21 protein-coding genes are annotated in these 24,565 nt (G+C 63.8%); 12 read left to right on the top strand and 9 right to left on the bottom strand.

All coding sequences use genetic code 11. From position 1 onward, the window contains the following. Window positions 1-20: 20 nt before the first annotated feature. The gene (locus D0T21_RS01650) at window positions 21-1,439 is read left to right on the top strand and encodes a PepSY domain-containing protein (RefSeq protein ID WP_116994254.1); all 1,419 of its coding nucleotides are present in this window, start codon (window positions 21-23) and stop codon (window positions 1,437-1,439) included. A 4-nt stretch (window positions 1,440-1,443) separates the two neighbouring features. Here D0T21_RS01650 and D0T21_RS01645 read toward each other — a convergent pair whose 3' ends face one another. Further along, window positions 1,444-1,839 carry a hypothetical protein gene (locus D0T21_RS01645; protein ID WP_116994253.1) on the bottom strand — a complete coding sequence of 132 codons (396 nt, stop codon included), beginning with the start codon at window positions 1,837-1,839 and terminating at the stop codon, window positions 1,444-1,446. Between the two features lie 78 nt (window positions 1,840-1,917). Between D0T21_RS01645 and D0T21_RS01640 the strand changes: the two genes are divergently transcribed. Further along, window positions 1,918-2,286 carry a MerR family transcriptional regulator gene (locus tag D0T21_RS01640; protein WP_116994252.1) on the top strand — a complete coding sequence of 123 codons (369 nt, stop codon included), beginning with the start codon at window positions 1,918-1,920 and terminating at the stop codon, window positions 2,284-2,286. On the opposite strand, the gene D0T21_RS01635 is transcribed toward D0T21_RS01640, so the two are convergent. Next, entirely contained in the window at window positions 2,273-4,783 is a 2,511-nt protein-coding gene (locus D0T21_RS01635) for a PAS domain S-box protein (RefSeq protein WP_199539624.1), read from the bottom strand. The genes D0T21_RS01640 and D0T21_RS01635 overlap by 14 nt on opposite strands. 322 nt (window positions 4,784-5,105) lie before the next feature. After that, window positions 5,106-5,978, bottom strand: a complete 873-nt coding sequence (locus tag D0T21_RS01630; RefSeq protein ID WP_116988113.1) for a LysR family transcriptional regulator — start codon at window positions 5,976-5,978, stop codon at window positions 5,106-5,108. A 91-nt stretch (window positions 5,979-6,069) separates the two neighbouring features. Between D0T21_RS01630 and D0T21_RS01625 the strand changes: the two genes are divergently transcribed. Further along, the gene (locus tag D0T21_RS01625; protein ID WP_116988112.1) at window positions 6,070-6,855 is read left to right on the top strand and encodes an SDR family NAD(P)-dependent oxidoreductase; all 786 of its coding nucleotides are present in this window, start codon (window positions 6,070-6,072) and stop codon (window positions 6,853-6,855) included. A gap of 46 nt (window positions 6,856-6,901) precedes the next feature. Here D0T21_RS01625 and D0T21_RS01620 read toward each other — a convergent pair whose 3' ends face one another. Further along, complete coding sequence (locus D0T21_RS01620; RefSeq protein WP_199538381.1) at window positions 6,902-8,719, bottom strand: DUF4153 domain-containing protein; 1,818 nt, start codon at window positions 8,717-8,719, stop codon at window positions 6,902-6,904. 174 nt (window positions 8,720-8,893) lie between these two features. Here D0T21_RS01620 and dapC point away from each other — a divergent pair, with 174 nt between their 5' ends. The 3 genes from dapC to D0T21_RS01605 all read left to right on the top strand — a co-directional run bounded on the left by dapC (window position 8,894) and on the right by D0T21_RS01605 (window position 12,153). Continuing rightward, window positions 8,894-10,108 carry a succinyldiaminopimelate transaminase gene (dapC, locus tag D0T21_RS01615; RefSeq protein WP_116988111.1) on the top strand — a complete coding sequence of 405 codons (1,215 nt, stop codon included), beginning with the start codon at window positions 8,894-8,896 and terminating at the stop codon, window positions 10,106-10,108. Between the two features lie 11 nt (window positions 10,109-10,119). Continuing rightward, window positions 10,120-10,947: a 2,3,4,5-tetrahydropyridine-2,6-dicarboxylate N-succinyltransferase gene (dapD, locus tag D0T21_RS01610; protein ID WP_116988110.1), complete on the top strand. Its 828-nt coding sequence runs from the start codon at window positions 10,120-10,122 to the stop codon at window positions 10,945-10,947. Window positions 10,948-11,010: 63 nt separating this feature from the next. After that, on the top strand, window positions 11,011-12,153 hold the full coding sequence (locus D0T21_RS01605) for a PilT/PilU family type 4a pilus ATPase (protein ID WP_116988109.1): 1,143 nt from the start codon (window positions 11,011-11,013) through the stop codon (window positions 12,151-12,153). A gap of 6 nt (window positions 12,154-12,159) precedes the next feature. Here D0T21_RS01605 and D0T21_RS01600 read toward each other — a convergent pair whose 3' ends face one another. Genes D0T21_RS01600 through D0T21_RS01590 form a run of 3 tightly spaced genes read right to left on the bottom strand, consistent with a single transcriptional unit; the run spans window position 12,160 to window position 15,924 of the window. Beyond that, entirely contained in the window at window positions 12,160-12,675 is a 516-nt protein-coding gene (locus D0T21_RS01600; RefSeq protein WP_116988108.1) for a YfiR family protein, read from the bottom strand. Further along, on the bottom strand, window positions 12,672-14,639 hold the full coding sequence (locus tag D0T21_RS01595; RefSeq protein WP_229211296.1) for a TonB-dependent siderophore receptor: 1,968 nt from the start codon (window positions 14,637-14,639) through the stop codon (window positions 12,672-12,674). Before D0T21_RS01595 ends, D0T21_RS01600 begins: the two co-directional genes overlap by 4 nt. After that, window positions 14,626-15,924, bottom strand: a complete 1,299-nt coding sequence (locus tag D0T21_RS01590; RefSeq protein ID WP_229211295.1) for a sensor domain-containing diguanylate cyclase — start codon at window positions 15,922-15,924, stop codon at window positions 14,626-14,628. Before D0T21_RS01590 ends, D0T21_RS01595 begins: the two co-directional genes overlap by 14 nt. A 217-nt stretch (window positions 15,925-16,141) precedes the next feature. Between D0T21_RS01590 and D0T21_RS01585 the strand changes: the two genes are divergently transcribed. Genes D0T21_RS01585 through D0T21_RS01570 form a run of 4 tightly spaced genes read left to right on the top strand, consistent with a single transcriptional unit; the run spans window position 16,142 to window position 20,594 of the window. Next, window positions 16,142-16,495, top strand: coding sequence for an ArsC family reductase (locus D0T21_RS01585; protein WP_116994251.1), 354 nt, complete (start codon window positions 16,142-16,144; stop codon window positions 16,493-16,495). Between the two features lie 2 nt (window positions 16,496-16,497). After that, entirely contained in the window at window positions 16,498-17,631 is a 1,134-nt protein-coding gene (dapE, locus tag D0T21_RS01580; protein ID WP_116988104.1) for a succinyl-diaminopimelate desuccinylase, read from the top strand. A 59-nt stretch (window positions 17,632-17,690) separates the two neighbouring features. After that, complete coding sequence (gene prmB / locus D0T21_RS01575; RefSeq protein WP_116988103.1) at window positions 17,691-18,578, top strand: 50S ribosomal protein L3 N(5)-glutamine methyltransferase; 888 nt, start codon at window positions 17,691-17,693, stop codon at window positions 18,576-18,578. 42 nt (window positions 18,579-18,620) lie between these two features. Next, window positions 18,621-20,594, top strand: coding sequence for an ATP-binding cassette domain-containing protein (locus D0T21_RS01570; protein ID WP_229211294.1), 1,974 nt, complete (start codon window positions 18,621-18,623; stop codon window positions 20,592-20,594). Window positions 20,595-20,598: 4 nt separating this feature from the next. Here D0T21_RS01570 and D0T21_RS01565 read toward each other — a convergent pair whose 3' ends face one another. Continuing rightward, complete coding sequence (locus D0T21_RS01565; protein WP_116988101.1) at window positions 20,599-21,087, bottom strand: chemotaxis protein CheW; 489 nt, start codon at window positions 21,085-21,087, stop codon at window positions 20,599-20,601. A gap of 126 nt (window positions 21,088-21,213) precedes the next feature. Here D0T21_RS01565 and D0T21_RS01560 point away from each other — a divergent pair, with 126 nt between their 5' ends. Beyond that, complete coding sequence (locus D0T21_RS01560; RefSeq protein WP_116988100.1) at window positions 21,214-22,287, top strand: CaiB/BaiF CoA-transferase family protein; 1,074 nt, start codon at window positions 21,214-21,216, stop codon at window positions 22,285-22,287. After that, window positions 22,284-22,673, top strand: a complete 390-nt coding sequence (gene arfB, locus D0T21_RS01555; protein ID WP_116988099.1) for an alternative ribosome rescue aminoacyl-tRNA hydrolase ArfB — start codon at window positions 22,284-22,286, stop codon at window positions 22,671-22,673. The genes D0T21_RS01560 and arfB overlap by 4 nt, the downstream gene beginning before the upstream one ends. Before the next feature lies 1 nt (window position 22,674). Here arfB and D0T21_RS01550 read toward each other — a convergent pair whose 3' ends face one another. After that, window positions 22,675-24,540: a flagellar assembly protein A gene (locus tag D0T21_RS01550; protein ID WP_229211293.1), complete on the bottom strand. Its 1,866-nt coding sequence runs from the start codon at window positions 24,538-24,540 to the stop codon at window positions 22,675-22,677. Window positions 24,541-24,565 lie beyond the last annotated feature (25 nt).

The following is a 24,565-nucleotide window of genomic DNA, read 5'->3' as shown; positions in this document are numbered from 1 at the left end:
TCTGTTTGACGAGGATAGCAATGAGCTCATCGTATTCTGCTACGGCCGCGGTCCCGCGTGCCGGCCTGTATCGACGCATCTGGCGCTGGCATTTTTTTGCCGGCCTGGTTTGCGTACCATTTATTTTTTCGCTGGCGGTGACTGGCGCCATGTACCTGTTCCACCGCCAGATCGACGACCTTGTCTACGCCGGGCAGATGCTGCGCGCGCAAGCCGACAGCGTCGCCGCCGTGCAGCCGCCGTCCCGGCTTATCGCTGCCGCGCTGCAGTCCTACCCAGGGCGGCCCAAGGCGCTCAACCTGCCGGCGGACGACCGGCATAACGCGCAAGTAGACGTGATCCGTCCCGACGGCAGCACGCTTCAAGTGTTTATCAATCCCGCCACTGCAACGGTTGCCGGCGCCATCGCCGAAGACCAGCGGATCATGACCATCGTGAAGCGCATACATTCGCTGGCCATCGCCGGTGAAGGTGGCAAGGTGGTGATTGAAATCGTGGCCGGCTGGATCATCGTCCTGATATCCACCGGCGCCTACCTGTGGTGGCCGCGCGGCCGTCGCGTGGGCGTGGTGTCGATACGGCCGGGAGCCGAGGGTCGAACTTGGTGGCGTGATCTGCACGCCGTCACCGGCGCCTTCGGCGGCGCCGTCATTCTGTTCCTTGCACTGACTGGCATGCCATGGTCGGTGTTTTGGGGCGCGAACGTCAATGCATGGCTGACCGCGCATGATCTTGGCGTCCCGAATGGCATGTGGCGAGGGGTGCCCAAATCCACGCTGCCGGCAGGCGCCTTGGGCGCACTCCCGTGGACCCAGCAGCAGCTCGCCGTTCCCGCATCGGACGATCCGCATGCGCATCACAAGGCCACGCTGCACGAGGCCAACGCCAACGGCTACGCTTTGTTGAGCCACCCCGGCACGGCCAGCCCGGACGCCGTCGTCGCGCAGTTGGCGTCGATCGGCATCGATCGCGGCTACCGGCTTGCGCTGCCGCGCGATCCCCGTGGCGTCTACAGCGCGATCCGCATCACCGGCCAAACGGAGGATCAGCGGGTGATTCACATCGACCAATACAGCCGCAAGGTGCTGATGGATATCGGCCCGGATCGCATCGGCGCGATAGGCCGCATCACCGAATGGGGCGTCAGCGTGCATCAGGGCGGAGAGTATGGCACGCCCAACCTGCTGCTCATGCTGGCCGGCTGCCTGGCGCTGATCGCCCTGTGCGTCAGCGGCATCGTCATCTGGTGGAAGCGCCGCCCCACCGGCAGGCTGGCCGCGCCCGAACGCCGCAACGGCGACCAGCTGGCGCGTGGCGTCGTGCTGATCGCCGTGGTGCTGGGCTGCTGCTTCCAGCTGCTCGGCGCATCCATGCTGGCCGTGCTGCTGCTCGATACGCTGATCGCCGCGCTGCGCCGCCCGCCCACAAACCATCAATAACAGCTCATCGCCTATGCACCGGCAGCCACTGCGCCACGCAGAAGGCCATCTCCGGCACGATAAACAGCCAAAGCAGCGGTGCGCCGGTGATGATCAGCGTCCAGATCATCCAGATCGAAAACAGCAGCCGCGCCATGCCATCGAAACGGCCGAAGCGCTGCTGCGGATCGCTGATGCGCAGCAGCGACCACACCAGCACCACACTGCCGAGCAGGCAGGCGAACAGCACGTGGAACGGCTCGAATGCCGGCAGCGCAGCGCCGCCCAGCCCCTGGTTGATGCCGTCCAGCTGCGCACGGGCGAAGGCGAAGCTCCATGGCGTGGCGAAAGGCGCCGTCACGATCAGATCGTAGATGGCGCTGCCGAGGACAATTTTGCGGAAGGTGGATGGTGCGAGCATGACGTCTCCTGGAATATGGTGGAGCCATGCTAAAGCCTGGAGTACACTCCAAGGTCAAACGATATTTGGAGCTTGGCCATGCAAATCGGAGAAATCGCCGGCGCCACGGGGCTAAGCCGCGACACCCTGCGCTTTTACGAGAAGCGCGGCCTGCTGCGCGCGCGCCGCAGCGCCAACGGCTATCGCGACTATCCGCCGGAAGCGGTGGACTGGCTGCGCTACATCCGGCTGGCGCAGGCCTTGGGCTTCACGCTGGCCGAAATCGAAGCCGACCTGCCGCTGCTGGCCGCACCGGAATCGTCCGCGCCCCAGCTGCGCGCGGCACTGGAGCGCAAGCTCGAAGACATCGACCAGCGCATCGAAGGCCTGCACGCCCTGCGCGGCGAACTGGCGCGGCGACTAGGCGAGAGCATGGCGGCCTGCCCTTTGCAGGCTACTCCGAAGTAACAGGTTTGACCTCTGCAGCCCCGTTGACCTCAGCGAAATGCTGGAGCGCTACATCCAACGCATCCATGAACTCGCGCACCATGATGGGCTTGGTCAGATAATTGAAGAACCCGGCCTCAATGCCTTTTTCTATGTCGCGCGGCATGGCATTCGCCGACAAGGCAATCACTGGAATATGCGCAGTAGCCGGATCATCGCGCAATATTTTCAGCGCGCCGTAGCCGCTCATTCCCGGCAGGTTAATATCCATCAGAATCAAATCGGGTTGATGTTTCTTGGCCTGCAAAATGCCGAGATGCGCCGTCACCGCGGTCATCAACTGCAGATCGTCCCGGCGCGCGATCAACTGCCCCACCAGCGCCAGATTGGCCGGATTATCCTCGACGTACAGTAGCGTGCGGCGATGATCGATATCCGTCCGGACGATCTGGTCGTCGGCTCGGACCGGCGCCAGGCCCGGCATTTCAGTTTCCAGTCCAGGCGCATCCGACGCCAACAAGTCGAACCAGAATTCACTCCCCACGCCGACGGTGCTGTCGACACCGATGGTGCCGCCCATCAGCTCGATCAGTTTCTTGGTCACCACCAGTCCGATCCCGGTGCCTTCCTCGGCGCTGGTTTCCTGTCCCAGCCGGTTAAACGGTTGGAACAGATGCGCCAGTTTGTCAGGCTGCAGGCCCACGCCGGTATCCATCACGCTGACGCGCACGCGGCCGTCGGGTTCATGTTCGCAGTTCACGGTCACGGCGCCGCCGGGGCGATTGTATTTGATGGCGTTCGACATCAGGTTCACGATGACCTGCTTGACCCGGGTCCGGTCCGCGTGCACGTAGAACGGATGCTCGAAACTCGGGAAATTCACGGCGATGCCACGTTGCTCAGCCTGAGGCGCCATCATGGCATTGCAATCGAGCAGCACCTCGGTTAAGGACATCGTCTCCTGGGAAAGGCTGACCTTGCCCGATTCGATCATCGCCAAATCGAGTATTTCGTTAATCAGACGCAGCAGATACCAGCCGGCCTGCAGGATCTGATCGATCGAAGTTTTTTGCGCGGTGGTCGGTGGCGGTATATCCGACGCCATCAGTTGCGCGAAGCCCAGTACCGCATTGAGCGGTGTGCGCAACTCATGGCTCATGCTCGACAGGAATTCAGATTTGGCCAGGTTGGCGATTTCCGCCGCCGCCTTGGCGCTTTCTAGTTCGACATTGTTTTCCTGCAGCTTGTGTTCGAATTGCTTGCGGTCGGTGACGTCGCGCGCCGCCGCGAACACCCCCTGCAGCTTGCGGTCGCGGTCATGAAAGGTCGAGGCGTTGAACGACACCACGGTCTCGGCGCCTTCGCGCGACAGCGCGGTCAGTTCATAGTTGGTGAGCTTGCCTTCACGCAGTACGCGTGAGATGCCCGCTTGCGCCCGGTCCGGGTCGGTGAAGTAGTTCTTGAACGGCGCGCCGATCAGTTCATCACGGGTGCAGCCGGTCAGCGACTCCATCTGCTGGTTGACGTCGGTGATGATGCCGCGCGGGTCGGTCGCCATCAGCGCGTCGATATTCGACTCAATCAGCGAGCGGGTGTAGAACTGCTGATCGCGCAAGCGCTGATCGAGCACCGCCTGTTCGGCCTCGACCTGCTTGCGAACGGTGTTGTCGGTACCAATCAGCAGGTAACCGATGATTTGCTCGCGGTCGTCGCGCAGCGCCGTCACCGACACCATCGCCGGGAAGCGGCTGCCGTCCTGGCGGATGTAGGTCAGCTCATAGATGTCCTCAATGCCGCGCGAAGCCTTGAACACCAGCGCCTCGAAGCCCGGCGTGATCGACGTGCCCAGTTCGATGCTCAGCGTATGGGCGCGTGCGATCACCTCCAGCGGATCGGAAATATCGGCAGGCGTGATCTTGTTCAATACGTCAGAGGCCTTGTAGCCCAGCATGCGCTCGGCGCCGACATTGAAGATCTGGATCACGCCATGGGCGTCCGTGGCTATGCTGGAGAAGTTGGCGCTGTTGAAGATGGCGTTCTGCAGCGCACCGGCTTTCTGCAATGCCTCCTCGGCGCGCTTGCGCGCGGTATTGTCGGTGCCGATCAGCAGATAGCCGATGATGGTTTCCCGGTCGTCGCGCAGCGCGGTGACCGATACCATCGCCGGGAAACGGCTGCCGTCCTGGCGGATATAGGTCAGCTCATAGATGTCCTCGATGCCGCGCGACGCCTTGAACACCAGCGCCTCGAAACCCGGCGTGATCGAGGTGCCCAATTCCAGGCTGAGGGCGTTCGCGCGCACGATCAGTTCGCGAGGATCGGAAATATCGGCGGGCGTGATCTTGTCCATCACGTCGATTGCCTTATAGCCCAGCATACGCTCGGCGCCGACATTGAAAATCTGGATCACGCCTTGGGCATCGGTGGCGATACTGGAGAAATTGGCGCTGTTGAAAATGGCGTCCTGCAGCGCGCCCGCCTTCAATAGCAGTTGTCCATCGTACAGCGAGCGGTCCACGTTCAAGATATTCTCCCGGATGTCACATTGAATTGGCACGTGCATCCGCTGCCCGTCGCGATCAGCGGCGGAGTCACGGAATGCAGCGCGTTATGAGCGACAGCTAGGCGGCGGGAGGTCGAGGCAACCCACCAATGCGGTGGGCTGGATGATGGGACTTCGCGAAGTGTGGAGATAAAACCTGTAACCTGTTTCTACAATAGCACGGCGGGCTCCCGGCATGTCAGCACCATCTCGCCTCAAAGCGGAATAGTATCTCGATGACAATAAGATACCGTGGGATTAGGGCCAAAACGGCCACAATCGCCATTAAATCCGTCCCTCACCACGTGCGCGCGGCCTCAATCAACTGCTGACGGCATAGGTCAACTCGTTCAACTGCGCCGCCACCCTTGCCGCGTGCAAGATAGAGCGAGAACATCGGTGCGCGCTTCGGCAACGGCAGTGCGATCAGATGGCCGGCATTGAGCAGCGGCCGACATAGGCATTCCGGCAAGACGGCCAGTCCGCCGCCCGCCGCCGCGGCTTCCAGCGCCATTTGATAGTCCGGCACCATGGCCGATGGTTGCTCCGCGTCGCAGCCGAAAACCTCGCGCCAAAAACTCGTCAGTGGTGGCACCGGCCCTTGCAAATCGATCAGCGGCAAACCTTTCGGCGCGGCCGACTTGGGTATGCGATCGCGAAAAGCCGGTGCGCATACCAATTGCAGCCGCCCCTCATACAGCAGTGCATAGTCAATCGCTTTGTGCGGTATGCGCGCCAGTGTCACCACCAGATCGAGTTCGCGGTCGGCGAGCGCTTTCACCAAGGCCGGCGGCGGCATCGCACGCAGGTCAAGTCGAATCCCATAACGCGGCATGGCACTCAAGGCGGACAGCAACAACCCGGAAAATCCGCTGGTCGCGCCGACATGAATGATACCGGCAAGGGCCTCGCGCTGACTTGCGCCGCTGCCGATGATGGCCTCCAGCGCGTCCAAATGCGGCCCGGACTGCCTCTCCAGTTCGATGGCGGCAGGCGTCGGCGCCAAGCCGCGCGGCAGACGGGTGAACAATTGAGTCTGCAGGCGCGCTTCCAATATCTTGATGTGTCGGGATACAGCAGGTTGCGTCAGTTGCAGGGAAACCGCCGCGCGCGAGATGGAATTGTGCCGGTAGACGCTGAGAAAGCTGCGCAGATGAAGTAAGTAAGACATCTATTTTTTTATGGATAGACCAATAACATGTGATTTGATTTTAGCCTAGTCAGTTTGTAATCTGGCGTCAAGCACTCACTGGAGACCCGACATGACTGAACCCAACACCGTTGTTCCGAATTACCCTGACCTGCACGGCAAGGTGGCACTCGTCACCGGCGGCTCGCGCGGAATCGGCGCTGCCACCTGCCTGGCACTGGCCCGCTGTGGCGTAAAAGTCGCCGTCAATGGGCGTGCCCGTGATGCCGTCGAGGATACGGTGGCCGCGATCCGTTCATTTGGCGGAGAGGCTTGCGCGGCAGTAGCCGACTGTTCCGACCTGGATGCTGTCGAACGCATGCGTGTCGCCATCGAGGCCGACCTGGGCGCGCCCGAGTTGCTGCTGGCGTTTGCAGGCGGTGGCAGCGGGCGTCCCGCTCCACTAGCCGACATCACAGAAGAAGATTGGCGCTCGAGCATCGACAACAATCTGACTTCAACCTTCTTCACGCTCAAGTCTTTCCTGCCCGCGATGATCGCGCGCGGTAGCGGCAGCATCGTCACCATGGCGTCGGCGGGCGGACGGGTCGCTTCGGGAGCACCAGCCGGGTATGGAGCAGCCAAGGCCGGCGTCATCATGCTGACACGCCACGCCGCCAACGAGGTTGGTCAGCACGGCATCCGTGTGAACTGCATTTCGCCATCCGCTGTTCTGACCGAGCGCACAGCTCAGCGCATGCCGCCTGAACAGCAACAGCGCATGTTGGCGGCATTTCCGCTCGGCCGGCTTGGCCGCCCTGACGACATAGCATCGGCGGCGCTGTTTTTACTGTCAACGTCTGCGTCATGGATCACCGGCATCACACTGGATGTTGCAGGTGGCCGCGTCATGACGTGAATGCTTCCGATAACGCAATTGCCGGCGTGGCCGATCTGAACCTTGCTTATTTCGCGGCCTTGATCAATTTGCAGTCGTCCGCGCCGAACTCCGATTGAAACTGCAGTAGTTGCCCCGCCACTTCCAGCGCCTTCATGCGCGGCGCGACTAGCGCGTACTGGCCCGCCTTCAGCTTCTCGATCAGCGGAGCGCATTCGCTGCCGCTCGCATCGAGATGGCCGGCCACCACCCACTTGCCGTCGGCGCGCTCGGTGTAGAGCGGCGCCGCCGAGTAGCGGCCGGCGTTGAACAGCAGGACTTCCGGCTTGCCGTCGCCGTCGACATCGAGCACCAAGGCATCGCAGCTGCTGCCGCGGCTCAACAGGCATGGCAGTACAGTCTCGTCTTCGATCGGGCTCCACTTCTGGGCCACAAAGCTGGCCGGCAGCTTGGTGGTCGACGGCCACACCTTGACGTTGTCGGTGATCGATACCACCGCCAACTGCGATCCCGGCTGCCAACGGTTCGTCTCCTTCAAGGCCTTGGCGGCCAGGTCGCGTATCAACGCAGCATCAGGGCCGGTGGTTTGCTGCGACAGGCGCGTCAAAGCCTCCTGCCCGTAGCGCTGCCCCTCGAAACGCAGGTAGTGAAAATCGAAATTCGCCGCCTTGGTACGGCCCTTCTCCAGCCGCGCCACCTGGTTGTTCACCGACAGGCGCGCCGGATCGGCGATCGGCGTGAACAAGGCAAGCAGCACCACCAGCACCACGAAGGCCGCCGCCACGTTGACATTGGCGATGGGGCACAGCCAGGTCTCGTAACGATGCGCCGCCCACGCATAACCCAACGCGTAGCAACTGGCGACCACCAGGCAGGCAGCGGCGATCACGCGGTCCGAGGTCCAGCCGTAGTCGTACACCCGCAAGCCCAGCGCATAAATCGCGATGGCCGTCAGCGGCAGTATCAGCAGCGAAGCCACGCGCGCGCTCACGCGCACCGCCAGCGCCGCCTTGGCGTGGCCGTTCTGGAAGGCGGCGTTTATCAGCACGATCAGCACCGCGTCCGCCGCCAGCAGCAGCGACGTCGCGTGCCGCGTCGCCCACAGCACATCCAGCCCGGTGAATGGCAAGGCGCACAGGAAGCCGCTGATGATCAGCGCCGCCACCGGCAGTATCCACGACAGCAGCACCAGCAGCAGGCTGCGAATGCCCCGCACGATGGCCGGCCGCACGTCCGTGATGTGCATCGCGCACGACCAGGCGAAGCAGATCACCGGCACCACAAACCACGACTCTTCCATCATATGCTTGAGGAAGTCCAGCTTCACCATCGAGAACAGGCCACTGCCCATCAGCAGCACCAACCACAGTGCCCCGACAAAGAAGGCCGAGAACATCAGCTGCACCGCCAGCTTCCAGGCCAGCTCAAAATACGTGTCGTAGCTGGCGATGCGGCGCTTGTCCGTCGCCCCCGCCATCACCAGCGAGTGCGCGATGTACATGAAGACCGCGCCGAAAACCATCACAGGCCCCGACATCGACGTGAACGCGCCCTTCCCAAGCTCGCCGGCGCCCCGCAACCCGCCGGCGTCGCGGCTGACGGCATGTAGCGCCATGACCAGCACCACGCCAGCGGCGGCGGTCATCCATTGCGCCACCTTTTTCGGCGCCATATGGCCCATGGCCGATATCAGCATCGCCGGCAGCAGCGCGCAGGCCATCAGCAGTGGCGTCATCACATACGGCGTACCGGCCGGCCACCAGCCGCCCCGGTCGGCCTGGTACAGCCAATACAGCAACGCGCCCTGCGCCAGCCCGGTCGCCAGCCGCAGCGCCATCACCTGCCGGCTGACGTCCACTTCCATCGTCGTTTCATCCTGTTCCATGCCTGACCTCTTTGTGAACCGTGGGCCGAAGTATCTCACATGTTTATTATTTGGCATTGATAGCCGGCCTACTATAGCCGGCCTACTCACCGTCGTATGACGAGGCCTGCGCAGAGGCGCTATAATGGTTGTCTACGCTGCTCTTTTTTCAACGTTCCGCACCCGGTCCGCCAAGTGAATCCACATCTCGACAAGCTGCAACCCTATCCGTTCGAAAAACTGCGCCAGCTGTTCGCGCAGGTGACCGCCAGCCCACAGCACAAGGCCATCAGCCTGGGAATGGGCGAGCCCAAACATCCTACGCCGCAGTTCATCCAGCAGGCGCTGATCGACAATGTGGACGGCCTGGCCAGCTACCCTACCACCATCGGCTCGGACGCGCTGCGCGGCGCCATCGCCGGCTGGCTGGAACGCCGCTATGGCATCCCCAAGCTCAATCCAGCCACCCAGGTGCTGCCGGTGAACGGCTCGCGCGAGGCGCTGTTCGCGCTGGCGCAGACCGTGATCGACCCGGCCGCCAAATCGCTGGTGGTCAGCCCGAACCCGTTCTACCAGATCTACGAAGGCGCGGCCTACCTGGCCGGCGCCGAGCCGTACTTCATCAATTCCGACCCGGCCCGCAACTTCGGCTGCGACTACGACAGCATCCCGACCTCGGTCTGGGAGCGCGTATCGCTGTTGTTCCTGTGCTCCCCCGGCAATCCGACCGGCGCCGTGCTGACGCTGACCGACTGGGAGAACTTGTTCGCCCTGTCCGAGCGCTACAACTTCATCATCGCCGCCGACGAGTGCTACTCCGAGATCTACCACGGCGACAAGGCGCCACTGGGCGCGCTGGAAGCGGCCCACACGCTGGGCCTGTCCACGATCGACAAGCCTTACGCGCGCCTGGTGGTGTTCAGCAGCCTGTCGAAGCGCTCCAACGTGCCGGGCATGCGCTCGGGCTTCGTGGCCGGCGACGCCGACGTCCTGAAAAAATTCCTGTTGTACCGCACCTATCACGGCGGAGCCATGAGCCCTTCCGTGCAAGCTGCTTCGATCGCGGCCTGGAACGACGAAACCCACGTCGAACAGAACCGCGAAAAATACCGCGCCAAATTCGCCGCCATCACCCCGTTGCTGCAGGAAGTGCTGCAAGTGGAACTGCCGGACGCCGGCTTCTACCTGTGGGCGGACGTCAGCCAGACCGGCTTGTCGGACACCGAATTCGCCCAGCGCCTGTATGCCGAATATAATGTCACGGTACTGCCGGGCAGCTACCTGGCGCGCGACGCCCACGGCGCCAATCCGGGCCGCAACCGCATCCGCATGGCGCTGGTCGCCGAAACGGAAGAAGGCCTGGAAGCTGCGCAGCGCATCGTCCAATTCTGCAAGTCCCTTAACAAATAATTGAGTAAATCATGAGCCAACAACTTCAGAACATCATCGACCAGGCCTGGGAAGACCGCGCCAACATCAACCCGGGCAACGGCACCGCCGAACTGCGCGACGCGGTTTCGCACGTGATCGCAGGGCTGGACGCCGGCACCATCCGCGTGGCCGAAAAAACCACCGGCGACTGGGTTGTGAACCAGTGGGTCAAGAAAGCCGTGCTGCTGTCCTTCCGCCTGGAGAACAACGTGCAGATGCCGTCCGACGGCACCATGCAGTTCTACGACAAGGTTCCGACCAAGTTCGCCAACTACACCGCCGAAGACTTCATCAAGGGCGGCTTCCGCGTTGTGCCGCCAGCCGTGGCGCGCCGCGGTTCCTTCATCGCCAAGAACGTGGTGCTGATGCCTTCCTACGTCAACATCGGCGCCTACGTCGATGAAGGCGCGATGGTCGACACCTGGGCCACCGTCGGTTCGTGCGCGCAGATCGGCAAGAACGTCCACCTGTCCGGCGGCGTCGGCATCGGCGGCGTGCTGGAACCTATGCAAGCCAATCCGACCATCATCGAAGACAACTGCTTCATCGGCGCCCGTTCGGAAATCGTCGAAGGCGTGATCGTCGAAGAGAACTCGGTGATCTCGATGGGCGTGTACATCGGCCAGTCGACCAAGATCTACGACCGCGCCACCGGCGAAGTGACCTACGGCCGCGTGCCTGCGGGTTCGGTGGTCGTCTCGGGCAACCTGCCTTCGGAAGACGGCAAATACTCGCTGTACTGCGCGGTCATCGTCAAGCGCGTGGATGCAAAAACCCGCGCCAAGACCGGCATCAACGAACTGCTGCGCGGTATCTAAGCAGGCAACAAGAACCGGGGACTGATTGCAGTCCCCGTTTTTTTTGATACTGAGGAGAGTGCCATGGCCATGGAACGCCTGTTCCAGCTGATGAAGGAAAAGAACGCGTCGGACATGTTCTTTGCAGTGAACTCGCCGGTACACATCAAGATCAACGGCAACCTGATCCCCATCAATCAGCAAAAGCTCGAACCGGACAACATCCATTCGCTGCTGGCGGAAATCGCCACGCCGGCGCAGATGGAAGAACTGGCCGCGACCAATGAACTGAACATGGGCGTATCGGTGCCGAACATGGGCCGCTTCCGCCTCTCCGCGTTCAAGCAGCGCGGCACCATCTCCGCAGTATTCCGCTTCGTGCCGGCCACCATCCCGCTGCTGGCCGATCTTCAGCTGCCGCCGGTGCTGGCGGACCTGATCATGGAAAAGCGCGGCCTGCTGCTGCTGGTCGGCTCGACCGGCTCCGGCAAGTCCACCACCATCGCCTCGATGCTGGACCACCGCAACGAACTGCGCTCCGGCCATATCCTGACGCTGGAAGACCCGATCGAGTATCTGTTCAAGAACAAGAAGTCCATCGTCAACCAGCGCGAGATCGGCAGCGACGCCAAGGATTTCTACACCGCGCTGCGCAACTCCATGCGCCAGGCGCCGGACTGCATCCTGATCGGCGAGATCCGCGACAAGGAAACCATGGCCGCCGCCCTGGCCTACGCGCAGTCGGGCCACCTGGTGCTGGCGACCCTGCACGCCAACAACAGCTATAACGCGCTAAACCGTATTATCAGTTTCTACCCGATCGAGAACCGCGCCGCGCTGCTGCAGGACCTGTCGTCGACGGTGAAGGCCATCGTCTCGCAGCGGCTGGTCCGCTCGATCAACGGCGGCACGCGCACGGCGGCGGTGGAAGTGATGGTCAACACCCGCTACATATCGGACCTGATCGAAAAAGGCGAAATCGGCCAGATCAAGGAAGCGATGGAAAAGAGCATGTCTCCCGGTTCGCAGTCGTTCGAACTGGCCTTGCTCAAGCTGGTGCAGGACGGCTTGATCAGCCAGGACGAGGCGCTGGCCAACGCCGATTCCGCCACCAACCTGCTGTGGCTATTGAATAATGGCCCGGACAGCAAGAACGCCCAGGCCGAGCCGGAAGCCAAGTCGTCGCCGGACGAGGCATCGTTCACCGAGTTCACGCTCAACACCTGAAGCGCCCTACTTCACCTCGCGCGCCAGCTTCAGCATCTGGTAGCTGAGCGCGAGGCCGCGCCGCCTGGCTTCCGTTTGATTGATGCGGAAGGCCAGGCCGTTCGGTTCGATCACCAGCCCGATGATGGCGCCGCTGCGGAACGACTCCGCGCTGTCGCCCACCACCAGTACCGGATCATCCGCCAGCACCTCCTGCCAGCGCCGCAGATCGCCGCGCACGCCCGCGCCCAGCACCAGCAACTGGCATTGCGGCACGCGCTGCGGCTCGTTCAGCTGCAAGGTATGCACGGTCACGCCGCTCGGCGTGGCCTGCATCAGCGTGCGCAGCGCGTCCTGCAAGGGCGCGTCGCCCGCCACGCAGTAGGTGAACTCGCGCTGCGGCGGTGGCGGCCATTGGGTCAGCTGGGCGAAGCGGTAGATGAACGCGGCCTTCAGTTGCAGCTGATCCTGTCCCGCGCGCGCGGGCGCCGCCAGCGCGGCCAGCATCGGCAGCAGCATCCAGGCCTGGCGCCAGCGCCTCATGAGCCGAACTGCCTGGTCAGCGAAAAGCGCAGCACGCGCCCTTCCTGCTTCAGCGGCACGCCCACGCCGGACGGCGAGTCGTAGTAACGGACATTGCCGATGTTGTACAGCGAGAGCGCGAGATCGGTGCCAGCACCCGCGCGCCACAGCAGTGTGCTGTTAAGCAGCGCATAGCCCGGCAGTTCCAGCGGCCCGATGGCGCGGCGGCTTTCGCTCAGCATCTGCCACGACAGCCGCAGCTGCTCGCCTTGCAGCGGTTGACTGTACAGCAGCTTGACCATCGCACGCGGAGAATTGTCCAGTCGCCGCCCCGCCGCGTCGGTGGTCTTTTGCAGCGACACGGCCGCCTGCAGCTGCTGGCCGCCGGTCCAGCGCCGCTCCAGCCCCAGCTCCGCGCCGACATTGCGTATGGTGCCGCTGTTCTCGAACACCTCGGTTTCCCGGTTGATGCTGATCAGGTCACGCAGCCGCGAGGCATACACCGATGCCCGATACTGGAAATTGTGATTCAACGCGTGGTCCCACGCCAGCTCCACCGTGCGTATCCGCTCGGGCGACGGCAGCGGCGCTTGCAGCGGAGTGTTGACCTGGAATTCGAACAGGTTGGCCTCTCGGTAGGCGCTGCCGTACATCAGCTTGAGCGAGGCATCGGGCACGCCGCTCCAGATCCATGCGAAGCGCGGATTGGTGTTGATGCCGCCCACCCTGGTGCTGTCGCGGCGCAGGCCCAGCGTCACGCGATGGGTATCGTTCAGCCGCCATGAGTCCTGTACGAACAGGCCGCGCCGCCGGTTCTCGCTGTAGAAGGCGGCATCGGGCTCGCCGCCGACCGGGCCGGCGACGATCGACTGCGTGCGGTCGTTCTGATACTCGAAGCCCGCCATTAATTCGTGATCGCGCCAGCGCTGGGTGCTGACGCGCAGATCCAGGTTGTACCAGCGGCCCAGCGAGCGGTTGTCGAATTCGAGCGTCGACAAATCCTGTCGCACAAACGGGAACGTGCTCAGATAGTCACTGCGCTTGGACGACAACGCGCCATACAGGCTCCAGTCGTTGCCCAGGTCGCGCTGGTATTCAGCCGAGACAAAACTGTTGTTGAAGATGTTGCGGTCCTGGAGTACGCGGAGCGGCAGCTCCGGTCCCAGGTCGACAAAGCTGGGCACCCCGTGTTCACGATGGCTGAGGCCCGCGCGCAGCGTCCAGCCGCCGTAGCGGGCCATGCCCAGCAAGCGCTGACCGCGCTCCCAGTTGCGCTCCTTGTAATGCGCATCGTCCTCCGGCAGCAGCTCGAACGGTGCGGAGATGTCGTCCTGCTTGAAGGCGCTCAGCGCCAGCCACGCTTCCCAGCCCTGCTCCGAACGGTGGCCGACGCTGGCGCGCACCTCGCGCTTGCGGTCGGAATCCACATTGGCCCGCACTTGCAGGCCATGCAGCTTGTCAGCGCCCTTGGTGATGATGTTGACTACACCGAAGAAGGCGTTGTTGCCATACAGCGCGGAGCCCGGCCCCGGCGCGTATTCAACCCGGTCGATCAGGTCGACGTCGACAAAGAACTCGGAGCCGAGCAGGCCGGCGTCGTAGATGTTCTCGTTGATGCGCATGCCGTCGATCAGGAACAGCAGGCGCGCATTGAAGTCGCCCGGCCGTCCCAGTCCGCGCGCGCCGACATAGGTAAAGTTGCCATCGCCGGTCACGTACAGGCCGGGCATGCTGCGCAGGATGTCCGCCATATTGCGCATGCCGTGGCGGGCGATGTCGGCGTCCGTGACCACGTAAGTGACGGACGGCGCCTGCGATGCGCTCTGCGCAAAGCGCGACGAGGTGGATTCCTCGACCTCGCGCGTGACGTCGGTCGGGGTTTGCCGCAGCAGCTCTTCCAGGCTGGCCGGCGCCTGCTGCTGCGCCATCACCACCGGAGCCCAACAAGCGGCAGCCAGCAGCATGCTCGCCTTACGTACCCGCATGCCGCACTCTCCTGAAGGTGTTCTTGCCGGCCCGCTTGGCTTCATACATGGCTTCGTCCGAGGCGTTGAGCAAGGCGGTGGCCTCGCTGGCGTCCAGCGGCGCAAACGCCAGGCCCACGGTGGCGCCGACCGGCATGACCTGGCCGCGTATCGTCATCGTCACGCGCACCGCGTCGATCAGGCGCTGCGCCAGCTGCTCGGCCGCCGCCTGGTCCGGCAGCGTCGGCAGGATCAACGCGAATTCGTCGCCGCCCAGGCGGCACAGCACATCGCGCGAACGCACCACGTTGGCCATGCGGCGCGACACTTCGCACAGCACTTCATCGCCGGCGTCGTGACCATGCCGATCGTTGACGGTCTTGAAGTTATCCAGGTCGATGAACATCAGCGCCATCAACTCGCCGTGTTCCACACTCAACGCCAGGTAGCGCTGCAATTCGCCCTGGAAGAACAGGCGGTTGGGCAGGCCGGTCAGGCTGTCCCTGTGGGCCAGCTGCTGGAACTGCTGGCCGGCCTCTTGTTCCTGCTCCAGCTGGAGATTCAGGTCCGCCTGCCATACCTCGATCCGTTTCAGCATGTCGTTGAAATGCTCGGTCAGCCGGCCCACTTCGTCGCGCCGGTAGACCGTTGCGCGCTTGCCGTAATCGCGCTCCTTGGCGATATGTTCGGCCAGCCGGGATAGCTCCACCAGCGGCGCCAACGCGCGGCGCTGCACCAGCAGCAGCCCGCGCCAGGCAACCAGGATCGCCACCGCGATCAACGCCGCCGACGCCGCGCTGAGCGTCAGCACCGCCATCCGCAGGCCGGCCAGGCTTTCGCGCAGCACCAGCACGCCGACCACTTCGTTCTTCAGGCGGATCGGCGCCCATACTTCCAGTTCCTGCATCGTTACCGACGCCGCATCGCCCAGTTGCTCCATGGCCAGCGGCGGCGCAATGCGGGGCGTCGGCGCAGCGGCGCCGGCCTGCCACTGCGCGAACACCGCGCCGGCCGGCGTTTGCACTTGTACCAGCAGCAGGTCGCTGCGGCGGGAAAACGCTTCGAGTTCGGCCTGCGCGGCGGGACGGTCGTCGAACACCATCATCGGCGAGACGCTGTTGGCCAGCAGCCGTGCGCTCAGCTGCGCCGCGTGCACCTGGCGGCCACGCGCGACGTACCAGGTGGCCGTCGCCAGCAGTGCAAAGGTCAGCAGCATGGTCACGCTGAGCAGCAGCAAATTCATGCGGGTCAGGCGCCGTACCAGCGAATCGGCGGGAGGAGATAAAGAGGCTTCAGACTCGGTCATGGGTGCAGTCGGCAGCGTGGGCGACAAGGGGCACGGCGGCGCCGCAGGACCCCAATATTGGTATTTCCACAAAGAATGATCTTCAATGGGATTGTAAGCGCAAAGCAGGAGGATGTGGGGCGAAAGCTGGGGCGTCGTGGCGGCGTTGCCACCCTGCGGGCCAGCCATGGTATTCTGTCGCCCTCCGCTCAAAACACTAGTCTCCGCACCTAAGCCCATGAAAACGACCCTCTACGGCATCCCGAATTGCGATACCGTCAAAAAAGCCCGCGTCTGGCTGGCCGACCAGCAGCAGGATTTTGTCTTCCACGACGTTAAAAAGCAGGGCCTGAGCCGCGAAATCGTCGCCGGCTGGCTCAAACATCTGTCCCGGGATGTGCTGGTCAATAAAAAAGGCACGACCTGGCGCGCCCTGTCCGACGAGCGCAAAGCCTCCATCGTCGACGACGAAAGCGCCATCGCCCTGATGCTGGAAAACCCGTCCGTGATCAAGCGCCCGGTGCTGGACAAGGACGGCACCTACGCCGTTTCCTTCTCCGACGCCCAGTACAAACAAATCTTCGACAAATAAAAATGACCCCATCCAAGACCCTGGCGCTGACCGAAAAGCTGATCGCCCTCTCCTCTGTTACCCCGGACGATAAAGGCTGCCAGCAGCACCTGATCGATTTGCTGTCGCCGCTGGGCTTCGCCTGCGAAGTGATCGAATCGAACGGCGTGACCAATCTGTGGGCGCGCCGCGGCACGACCTCGCCGGTGCTGGTGTTCGCCGGCCATACCGACGTGGTGCCGACCGGCCCGGTCGAGCAATGGCGCTCTGAGCCCTTCAACCCGACCCACCGCGACGGCAAGCTGTATGGCCGCGGCGCGGCCGACATGAAAACCTCGATCGCCGCCTTCGTGGTGGCCTGCGAGGAGTTCGTCGCCGCCCACGCCGACCATAAAGGCTCGATCGCCTTCCTGATCACCAGCGACGAGGAAGGCCCGGCCATCGACGGCACCGTCATCGTCTGCAATATGCTGAAGGAACGCGGCGAAACGCTGGACTACTGCATCGTCGGCGAGCCGACCTCCGACGAAACCCTGGGCGACATGATCAAGAACGGCCGTCGTGGTTCGCTGTCCGGCAAGCTGACGATCAAGGGCGTGCAGGGTCACATCGCCTACCCGCAGCTGGCCAAGAACCCGATCCACCTGGCCGCGCCGGCGCTGGCCGAGCTGGTGGCGGAACGTTGGGACGAAGGCAACGAGTACTATCTGCCGACCTCCTGGCAGATGTCCAACATTAACGGCGGCACGGGCGCCAACAACGTCATCCCCGGCGAGATGGTCATCGACTTCAACTTCCGCTTCTCGACCGCCAGCACCCACGAAGAGCTGAAACGCCGCGTGCACGCCATCCTGGACAAGCATAACCTGCACTACGACCTGAAATGGGCGCTGAGCGGCCTGCCCTTCCTGACGCCGCGCGGTACGCTGAGCGATGCGCTGTCGGCCGCGATCAAGTCGGAAACCGGTGTCACCACCGAATTGTCGACCACCGGCGGCACCTCGGATGGACGCTTTATCGCTCAGATCTGCCCTCAGGTGATAGAATTCGGGCCTCCCAACGCAAGTATCCACAAGATCGACGAGCATATCGAGCTGCGTTTTGTCGATCCGCTGAAGAATATCTATCGCCGTACACTGGAAAACCTGCTGGCCTGATAGCCAGCAGACAGACGGCGCGGCGTGCGCAAACCGATTACTGTTTTACCGAGATAGCCATGAACACGACTCCTTTCACCACGCCGCGCGACCTGTTGCGCTACGCCGTCACCCGCTTCAACACCGCCAAGCTGTTCTTCGGCCACGGCAGCGTCGAAGCCTTCGACGAAGCGGCCTACCTGATCCTGCACACGCTCAAGCTGCCGCTGGACCATCTGGACCCGTTCCTGGACGCCAAGCTGCTGCCGGAGGAAATCGCGTCCGTCATGGCCGTCATTGACCGCCGCACCAATGAGCGCGTGCCGGCCGCCTACATCACCAACGAAGCGTGGTTGGGCACCTACAGCTTCTACGTGGACGAGCGCACCATCGTGCCGCGCTCCTTCATCGCGGAACTGATCCCGCAGTACTTCTCGCCGTGGGTCAACGAGCCTGAAAACGTGGCCAACGTGCTGGAACTGTGCACGGGCTCCGGCTGCCTGGCGATCATGCTGGCCGACGCCTTCCCGGATGCGCACGTGGACGCGGTCGACATCTCGGCCGACGCGCTGGAAGTGGCGAAGAAAAACGTCGCCACCTACAAACTGGAAGACCGCCTGACGCTGATCCAGTCCGACCTGTACGCCAATGTGCCGGACAAGAAGTATGACCTGATCATCACCAACCCGCCGTACGTCAACTCGTCGTCGATGAGCAAGCTGCCGATGGAGTACCGCGCCGAGCCTGAACTGGCGCTGGACGGCGGCAAGGACGGCATGGACCTGGTGCGCAAGATCGTCGCCGGCGCCGCCGAGCGCCTGACCGACGACGGCATCCTGATCGTCGAAATCGGCAACGAGCGCGAGTTCGCCGAAGCGGCCTTCGGTGAACTGGGCCTGACCTGGCTCACCACCAGCAACGGCGACGACATGGTATTCCTGCTGACCGCAGACCAGCTTAAACTTTAAGAAGAACAAGAACCAATGATTCGCTTTATTCAAGTAAGCCTGATGCGCGGTATTAAGCCGCTGCTGGAACAGGTCGATGTCACCCTCAACCCTGGCGACAAGATTGGCCTGATCGGCGCCAATGGCGCCGGAAAATCCAGCCTGTTCGCGATGATGCGCGGCGAGCTGCACCCGGACCAGGGCGAGATCGATTTCCCTGCCAAATGGCGCGTCGCTTACGTAGCGCAGGAAACCCCGCCGCTGGACCGCGCGGCGCTCGACTACGCCATCGACGGCGACGTCACCCTGCGCAAGCTGGAAGCCGAACTGGCGCGCCTGGAAGCGGAGCCTGAATCGTCCGACAACGGCATCGCCATCGGCGAGATCTACAGCGCGCTGGCCGACGCCGACGCCTACACCGTGCAGTCGCGCGGCGAACAGCTGCTGCTGGGCCTTGGCTTCTCGATCGACCAGATGCAGCAACCGGTGGCCAGCTTCTCCGGCGGCTGGCGTATGCGCCTGAATCTGGCGCAAGCGCTGATGTGCCCTTCCGACCTGCTGCTGCTCGATGAACCGACCAATCACCTGGATCTGGACGCGATCATCTGGCTGGAAGACTGGCTCAAACGCTACGCCGGCACCCTGCTGATCATCTCCCACGATCGCGACTTCCTCGACGAAGTGGTGAACGTGGTGGTGCACATCGACGAGCGCAAGCTGAAACGCTACTCGGGCAACTACTCGTCCTTCGAACGTCAGCGCGCGGCGCAGATGATCCTGGCCGCCGGCGCGCTGGAAAAGCAGCAACGCAAGCGCGCCCACCTGGAATCGTTCGTCAACCGCTTCAAGGCGCAGGCCTCCAAGGCCCGCCAGGCGCAGAGCCGCATGAAGGCGCTGGCCAAGATGGAAGAACTGGCGCCGCTGCGCGCTGCCGCCGAATTCTCGTTCGAATTCCGCGAGCCGCTCAGCGCCCCGAATCCGCTGCTGGTGATGGAAGACGTCGACGCCGGCTACAAGATCGAGAACGAGGAAACCGGCGAGATCACCCACAAGACCATCGTCAACAAGATCAAGTTCTCGCTGCAGATCGGCCAGCGTATCGGCCTGCTGGGTGTGAACGGCGCCGGTAAATCGACGCTGATCAAGACCATCGCCGGCGAACTGTCGCCGCTGACCGGCGACGCCACCATGGGCAAGGGCCTCAACATCGGCTACTTCGCCCAGCACCAGGTGGAGATGCTGCGCCACGACGAATCGCCGCTGTGGCACCTGGCCAAGATCGCGCCGACCGTGCGCGAACAGGAGCTGCGCAACTTCCTGGGCGGCTTCAACTTCCCGGGCACCATGGTCACCAGCTCGATCGCGCCGTTCTCCGGCGGCGAGAAGGCCCGCCTGGCATTGGCCCTGATCGTCTGGCAGCGCCCCAACCTGCTGCTGCTCGATGAACCGACCAATCACCTGGATCTGGAAACCCGCGAGGCGCTGACCGAAGCGCTGGCGCAGTTCGAAGGCACGCTGGTGGTCGTCTCCCACGATCGCCACCTGCTGCGCGCCACCACCGACGAATTCATCATCGTCGCCGACGGCAAGCTGCAGCCGTTCGACGGCGATCTGGACGACTACAAGGATTGGCTGTTCAAGACCAAGCTGGGTAAAGGCACCGATGTGCTGCCGGCTGCGGGCAAGGCCAACAAGACCGACTTCCCGGTGACCTCGCCGGTCGCGCCGCCGACAGCCGCCGCGCCGGCCGCGGTCAGCAAGGACCAGAAGCGCCAGCAGGCCGAAGACCGCCAGCGCCTGGCCGCGCTGCGCAAGCCGCTGGAGCAGAAGATCAAGCGCCTGGACGACCAGATCGCCAAGCGCAGCGCGCAGAAAGCCGATGTGGATGCAGCCCTGGGCGAGTCGTCGATCTACGACGCCGCCAACAAGGCCAAGCTTAAACAGCTGCTGGCCGATCAGACCTTCTTCACCAAGGACCTCGGCCAGCTCGAAGCTGAATGGCTGGAACTGCAGGAACAGCTGGAAGCGCTGGCCTAAGCCACTATGCCGCCTGGCGGGCGCCCATCTGAACTTTTTGGATCGACATCAGCTTATCGATGTCGACCACGATCAGCCGGCGCCCGTCCGCTTCGCCGATACCGACCAGGTACTCCACCGCACTGGCGCCGGGAATCGGCTGGATCTGCCCCAGCGTCAGCTGGACGATATCCGTCACCCCATCCACCACCATCCCCATCACGCAGCTCGACAGCTTGAGGATGATCACATCCGTCAGCGGATCGTGCTCCGGCGGCCGCGGCCCGAAGGCGATGCGCATGTCGACGATCGGCATGATCACGCCGCGCGACACCGCCACCCCGGCCACGATCTCCCCCTCCGATGAAAACCGCTCCAGCGCCTTCAAGGGCCGCAGCTCCTGCACCTTGCTGAAGTCCAGCGCGTAGTCCAGTCCACCCAGCCGGAACACCAGATATTGGCCCGGCGCGGCGGTGGTGTCTGCGCTGGTGGCTTGCGTTGTCAATGAAGGCATGATGATCCTTTCGTCCGGGACGTGCGGTAACAGGCATGTGCCATCCTACCTTTGCCCTCCCCGGTGGTCGTTGAGCGGCGTCAACATTCACCGGGCTCGGAGTGGCTGGTTTGCTACAATGCCTTCATGAATACACAGCTCCCCCTCAGCGGCATCCGCGTACTGGACCTGACGCGATTACTGCCCGGCCCCGTCGCCACCATGCACCTGGCGGACATGGGCGCGGAAGTGATCAAGATCGAAGATCCCGGTCCCGGCGACTACGCGCGCGTCATGGGCCCCGTGCGCAACGAGGTGTCGCAGTTCTTCGTCGCCGTCAACCGCGGCAAGCGGATGATGCGGCTGGACCTGAAGGATGCCGCGCACCGCGAACAACTGCTGGCGATGGTGGAGACGGCCGACGTGCTGGTCGAAAGCTTCCGCCCCGGCGTAATGGACAAGCTGGGCCTGGGCTGGCAGACGCTCCGCCAACGCAATCCCAAGCTGGTGATGTGCGCGATCTCCGGCTACGGCCAGCACGGCCCCTTTGCGCAGCTGGCCGGACACGACATCAACTACATCGGCTACGCCGGCATGCTGGACCAGAACGCCGGCGCCGACGGCGTGCCCGCGCTGCCCAACCTGCAGGTGGGCGACCTGCTGGGCGGCGCGCAATCGGCGCTGCAGGGCATCCTGGCGGCGCTGGTGGCGGTCAAGATGGGTGGCGCAGGCCGCTTCGTCGACGTCTCGATGACGGCCGCCGTGATGGCGCATAACATCATGCCGCTGGTGGCGGTCAACAACGGTGCCCCCGCCGTGCCGGGCCGCGACCTGCTGACCGGCGGTGTCCCCTGCTACAACGTCTACCGCACGGCGGATGGCCGCTACATGGCGGTCGGCGCGCTGGAGCTCAAGTTCTGGCAGGGTTGCTGCGACGTGCTGCAACGGCCGGACCTGAAGCCGCGCCACTGGCAGCTCGGCCAGCAGGTCGGCGGCGAGGATGCGATGGCGCTCAAGGCCGAACTGGATGCGCTGTTCGCCACCCGCACGCTGGCGCAGTGGACCGAAGCCTTCGCCGCCGCCGACTGCTGCGTCTCGCCGGTGCTGCGCACCGAGGAAGCCCTGCGGCACCCGCTGTTCCGCGATATCGTCAGCCGCCGCCCGCACGACACCGAAGGCGAGTCGTGGTCGGTGGCGCAGCCGGTGGAGTTTGCGCCGTGATCGATGTGAACGAAGTGGAGTTCAACGCCATCCGCGCCCAGGGGCCGGGCGGGCAGAACGTCAACAAGGTTTCGAGCGCGGTGCACCTGCGCTTCGACATCGTCAGCTCCTCGCTGCCAGAGCATATCAAGGAGCGCCTGCTGGCCATGCGCGACCAGCGCATCACCAAGGACGGCGTGGTGGTGCTGAAAGCGCAGCAGTCGCGCAGCCAGGAGGCCAATAAGGAGGAAGCCTTGCGCCGCCTGCAAGAACTGGTCGACAGCGTGGCCGTGCTGCCCACCGTGCGCCGTCCGACCAGGCCCACCCGCAGCTCGCAGCGCAAGCGCCTGGACGGCAAGACCAAGGACGGCGAACGCAAACAACTGCGCGGCAAAATCAGCTTGTAATTTAATCCGTCTCCGGCGCCCAGGCGATCGGCCCGGCGCTGCCGGAGTAGATGGTGGTCATGCCGGCCGCCGTGGTGCGCACCTTGGCCTTGACCTCCTTGGCCGGCCGGTCATGCGCCGGCGGCCCGTCCGGCACGAAAGTCATGGTCCGCAGCAGCACGTCGCCGGTCAGGGTCTCGACCATGCAGCGCGAGCCGCGCATCACGGCGGTCTTCTGCCGCTGCACCTGGTTGACCTCTTCCTGCGCCTGCTCCTGCTGCACCTGCGCCGCCTTCATCGCCAGCGAAATCTTCGCCACCGCCTTCAACGACGGCCCCACCGCCGCCGCCATCCGGTGGAACAGCGGCTCCTGCTCCGGCGTCAGCATCACCTCGCGCTTGCGCACGCGGGTGGCCAGCGTCAGGTAGTTGCGCACCTCGGTCTGGCCGGTGATGACGTCGATCTCCACCTTGCGCATATTGGCCTCGTGCGCGGCGTGCTGCACCCTGGGCTGCAACTCGGCGATCTTCTTGTCGAACTTGGAGGTGTCCGGCACCAGCGTGTAGAGCAGCATCTCGTTCTGCTTGCGCGGCCCGGCGTTGGCGATCTCGATCTTGCGCGCGGCGATGGCGCAGCCCTCGGCCACCTTGATCACCACTTCCTCGGCCATGATTTCGCAGTTGCTTGCCTCGCCGATCACCACCCGCGTGCCGGAGATGATGCAGCTCTCCGCGCGCGCCAGCGTCACCTCGCCGCGCTTGGTCTGCAGCACCGAGCCGGAGGCCACGCCCTGCACTCGTATGCCGCCGTCGGCGTTGGTGATGGTGCCGCCCATCAGGTTGCGGCTCAAGACAATGTCGCCGCCGCGCGAGGTGATGATGCCGAACACGTCGCCGTGGATGGTGATGTTGCCGCCTTCGACCGAGCGCTGCTCCTGCACGTCGCCGAATTCCTCGTACTCGCCGGTCAGCTGCAAATTGCCGGTGGTGCGCGCGCTGACGCCTTCGCGGCTGATGATCTTGGGGCCGATCGACAGGCGCTTGCTGCCCGGGTCCACACTGAGGAAGCCCTCCACCGCCGACACCAGGAACTCGCCGTCGCGCAGGTTCTCGATCACCGTGCCCTCGCCGGCCACGCTGCTCAACTCAATGTCGCGCGGGACCGGCGGCTCCAGCACGATGCCCGACAGTTCGTAGCCACGCACGCCCGCCGTGCGCGGCACCTTGCGCAGCAGCTTGACGTTGGGTTTGACCTGCGGGAAGCGGTTCTGGAAAGCCTGCAAATCCACCTTGCCGTCCGACTTTTCGCGCGGCGCATTACTGCGATGGATTTCCTGCGAGACCTCCACGATGGTGGCGTCGCGTCCCGCCGTGGCGTTGAGCCGGCGGGCGACGATGATGCGCGCCAGCCGCCCGCTGGTGATCACGTCGCGCACGGCCGGCGCGTCGATGCCGAAGCGTATGCCCTTGACCCACATGTCGGAAACGAATTCGTCGAAATTCAGGCGCGCCGGTTGCGGCGGCATGTCGGGCACCTCGAAGAACACCGGCTCGAAGTAGTATTCGGCCTCGCCGTTGATGATCTTGACGGACTTGTACAAGGCCCGGCGCGGCGGGTGGAACGGTTCGATGGTGTCGGCAAAGCGTATCAGCGGCTTGCTGGTCACATTGGCCGGCAGGTCCGGGCCGCAGTTGTAGAGCAGCTTGATGAAGATCGCGTAATCGAGCTTGGCGAAATAGGCGCTGCCGAGGAACACCTGGCTGACCGCCGACAAACAGGAAACGGCCGAGGCGTCGGCGGCGAAAAAGACGCCGTCCGCGCGCTTGACGATCGCTGCGGGCAGCTCGCTCTCCGCGTTTAAATCCAGCGCCGTCGCGTCATCTGACACAGTAATCCCCAGGAAAATGTACGTC

Origin of the sequence: Duganella sp. BJB476, assembly GCF_003416895.1 — a bacterium.
GTDB lineage: Bacteria > Pseudomonadota > Gammaproteobacteria > Burkholderiales > Burkholderiaceae_D > Rugamonas.
Note: the sequence above shows the minus strand (reverse complement) of the source record. Positions and strands in the feature narration are given on the sequence as shown.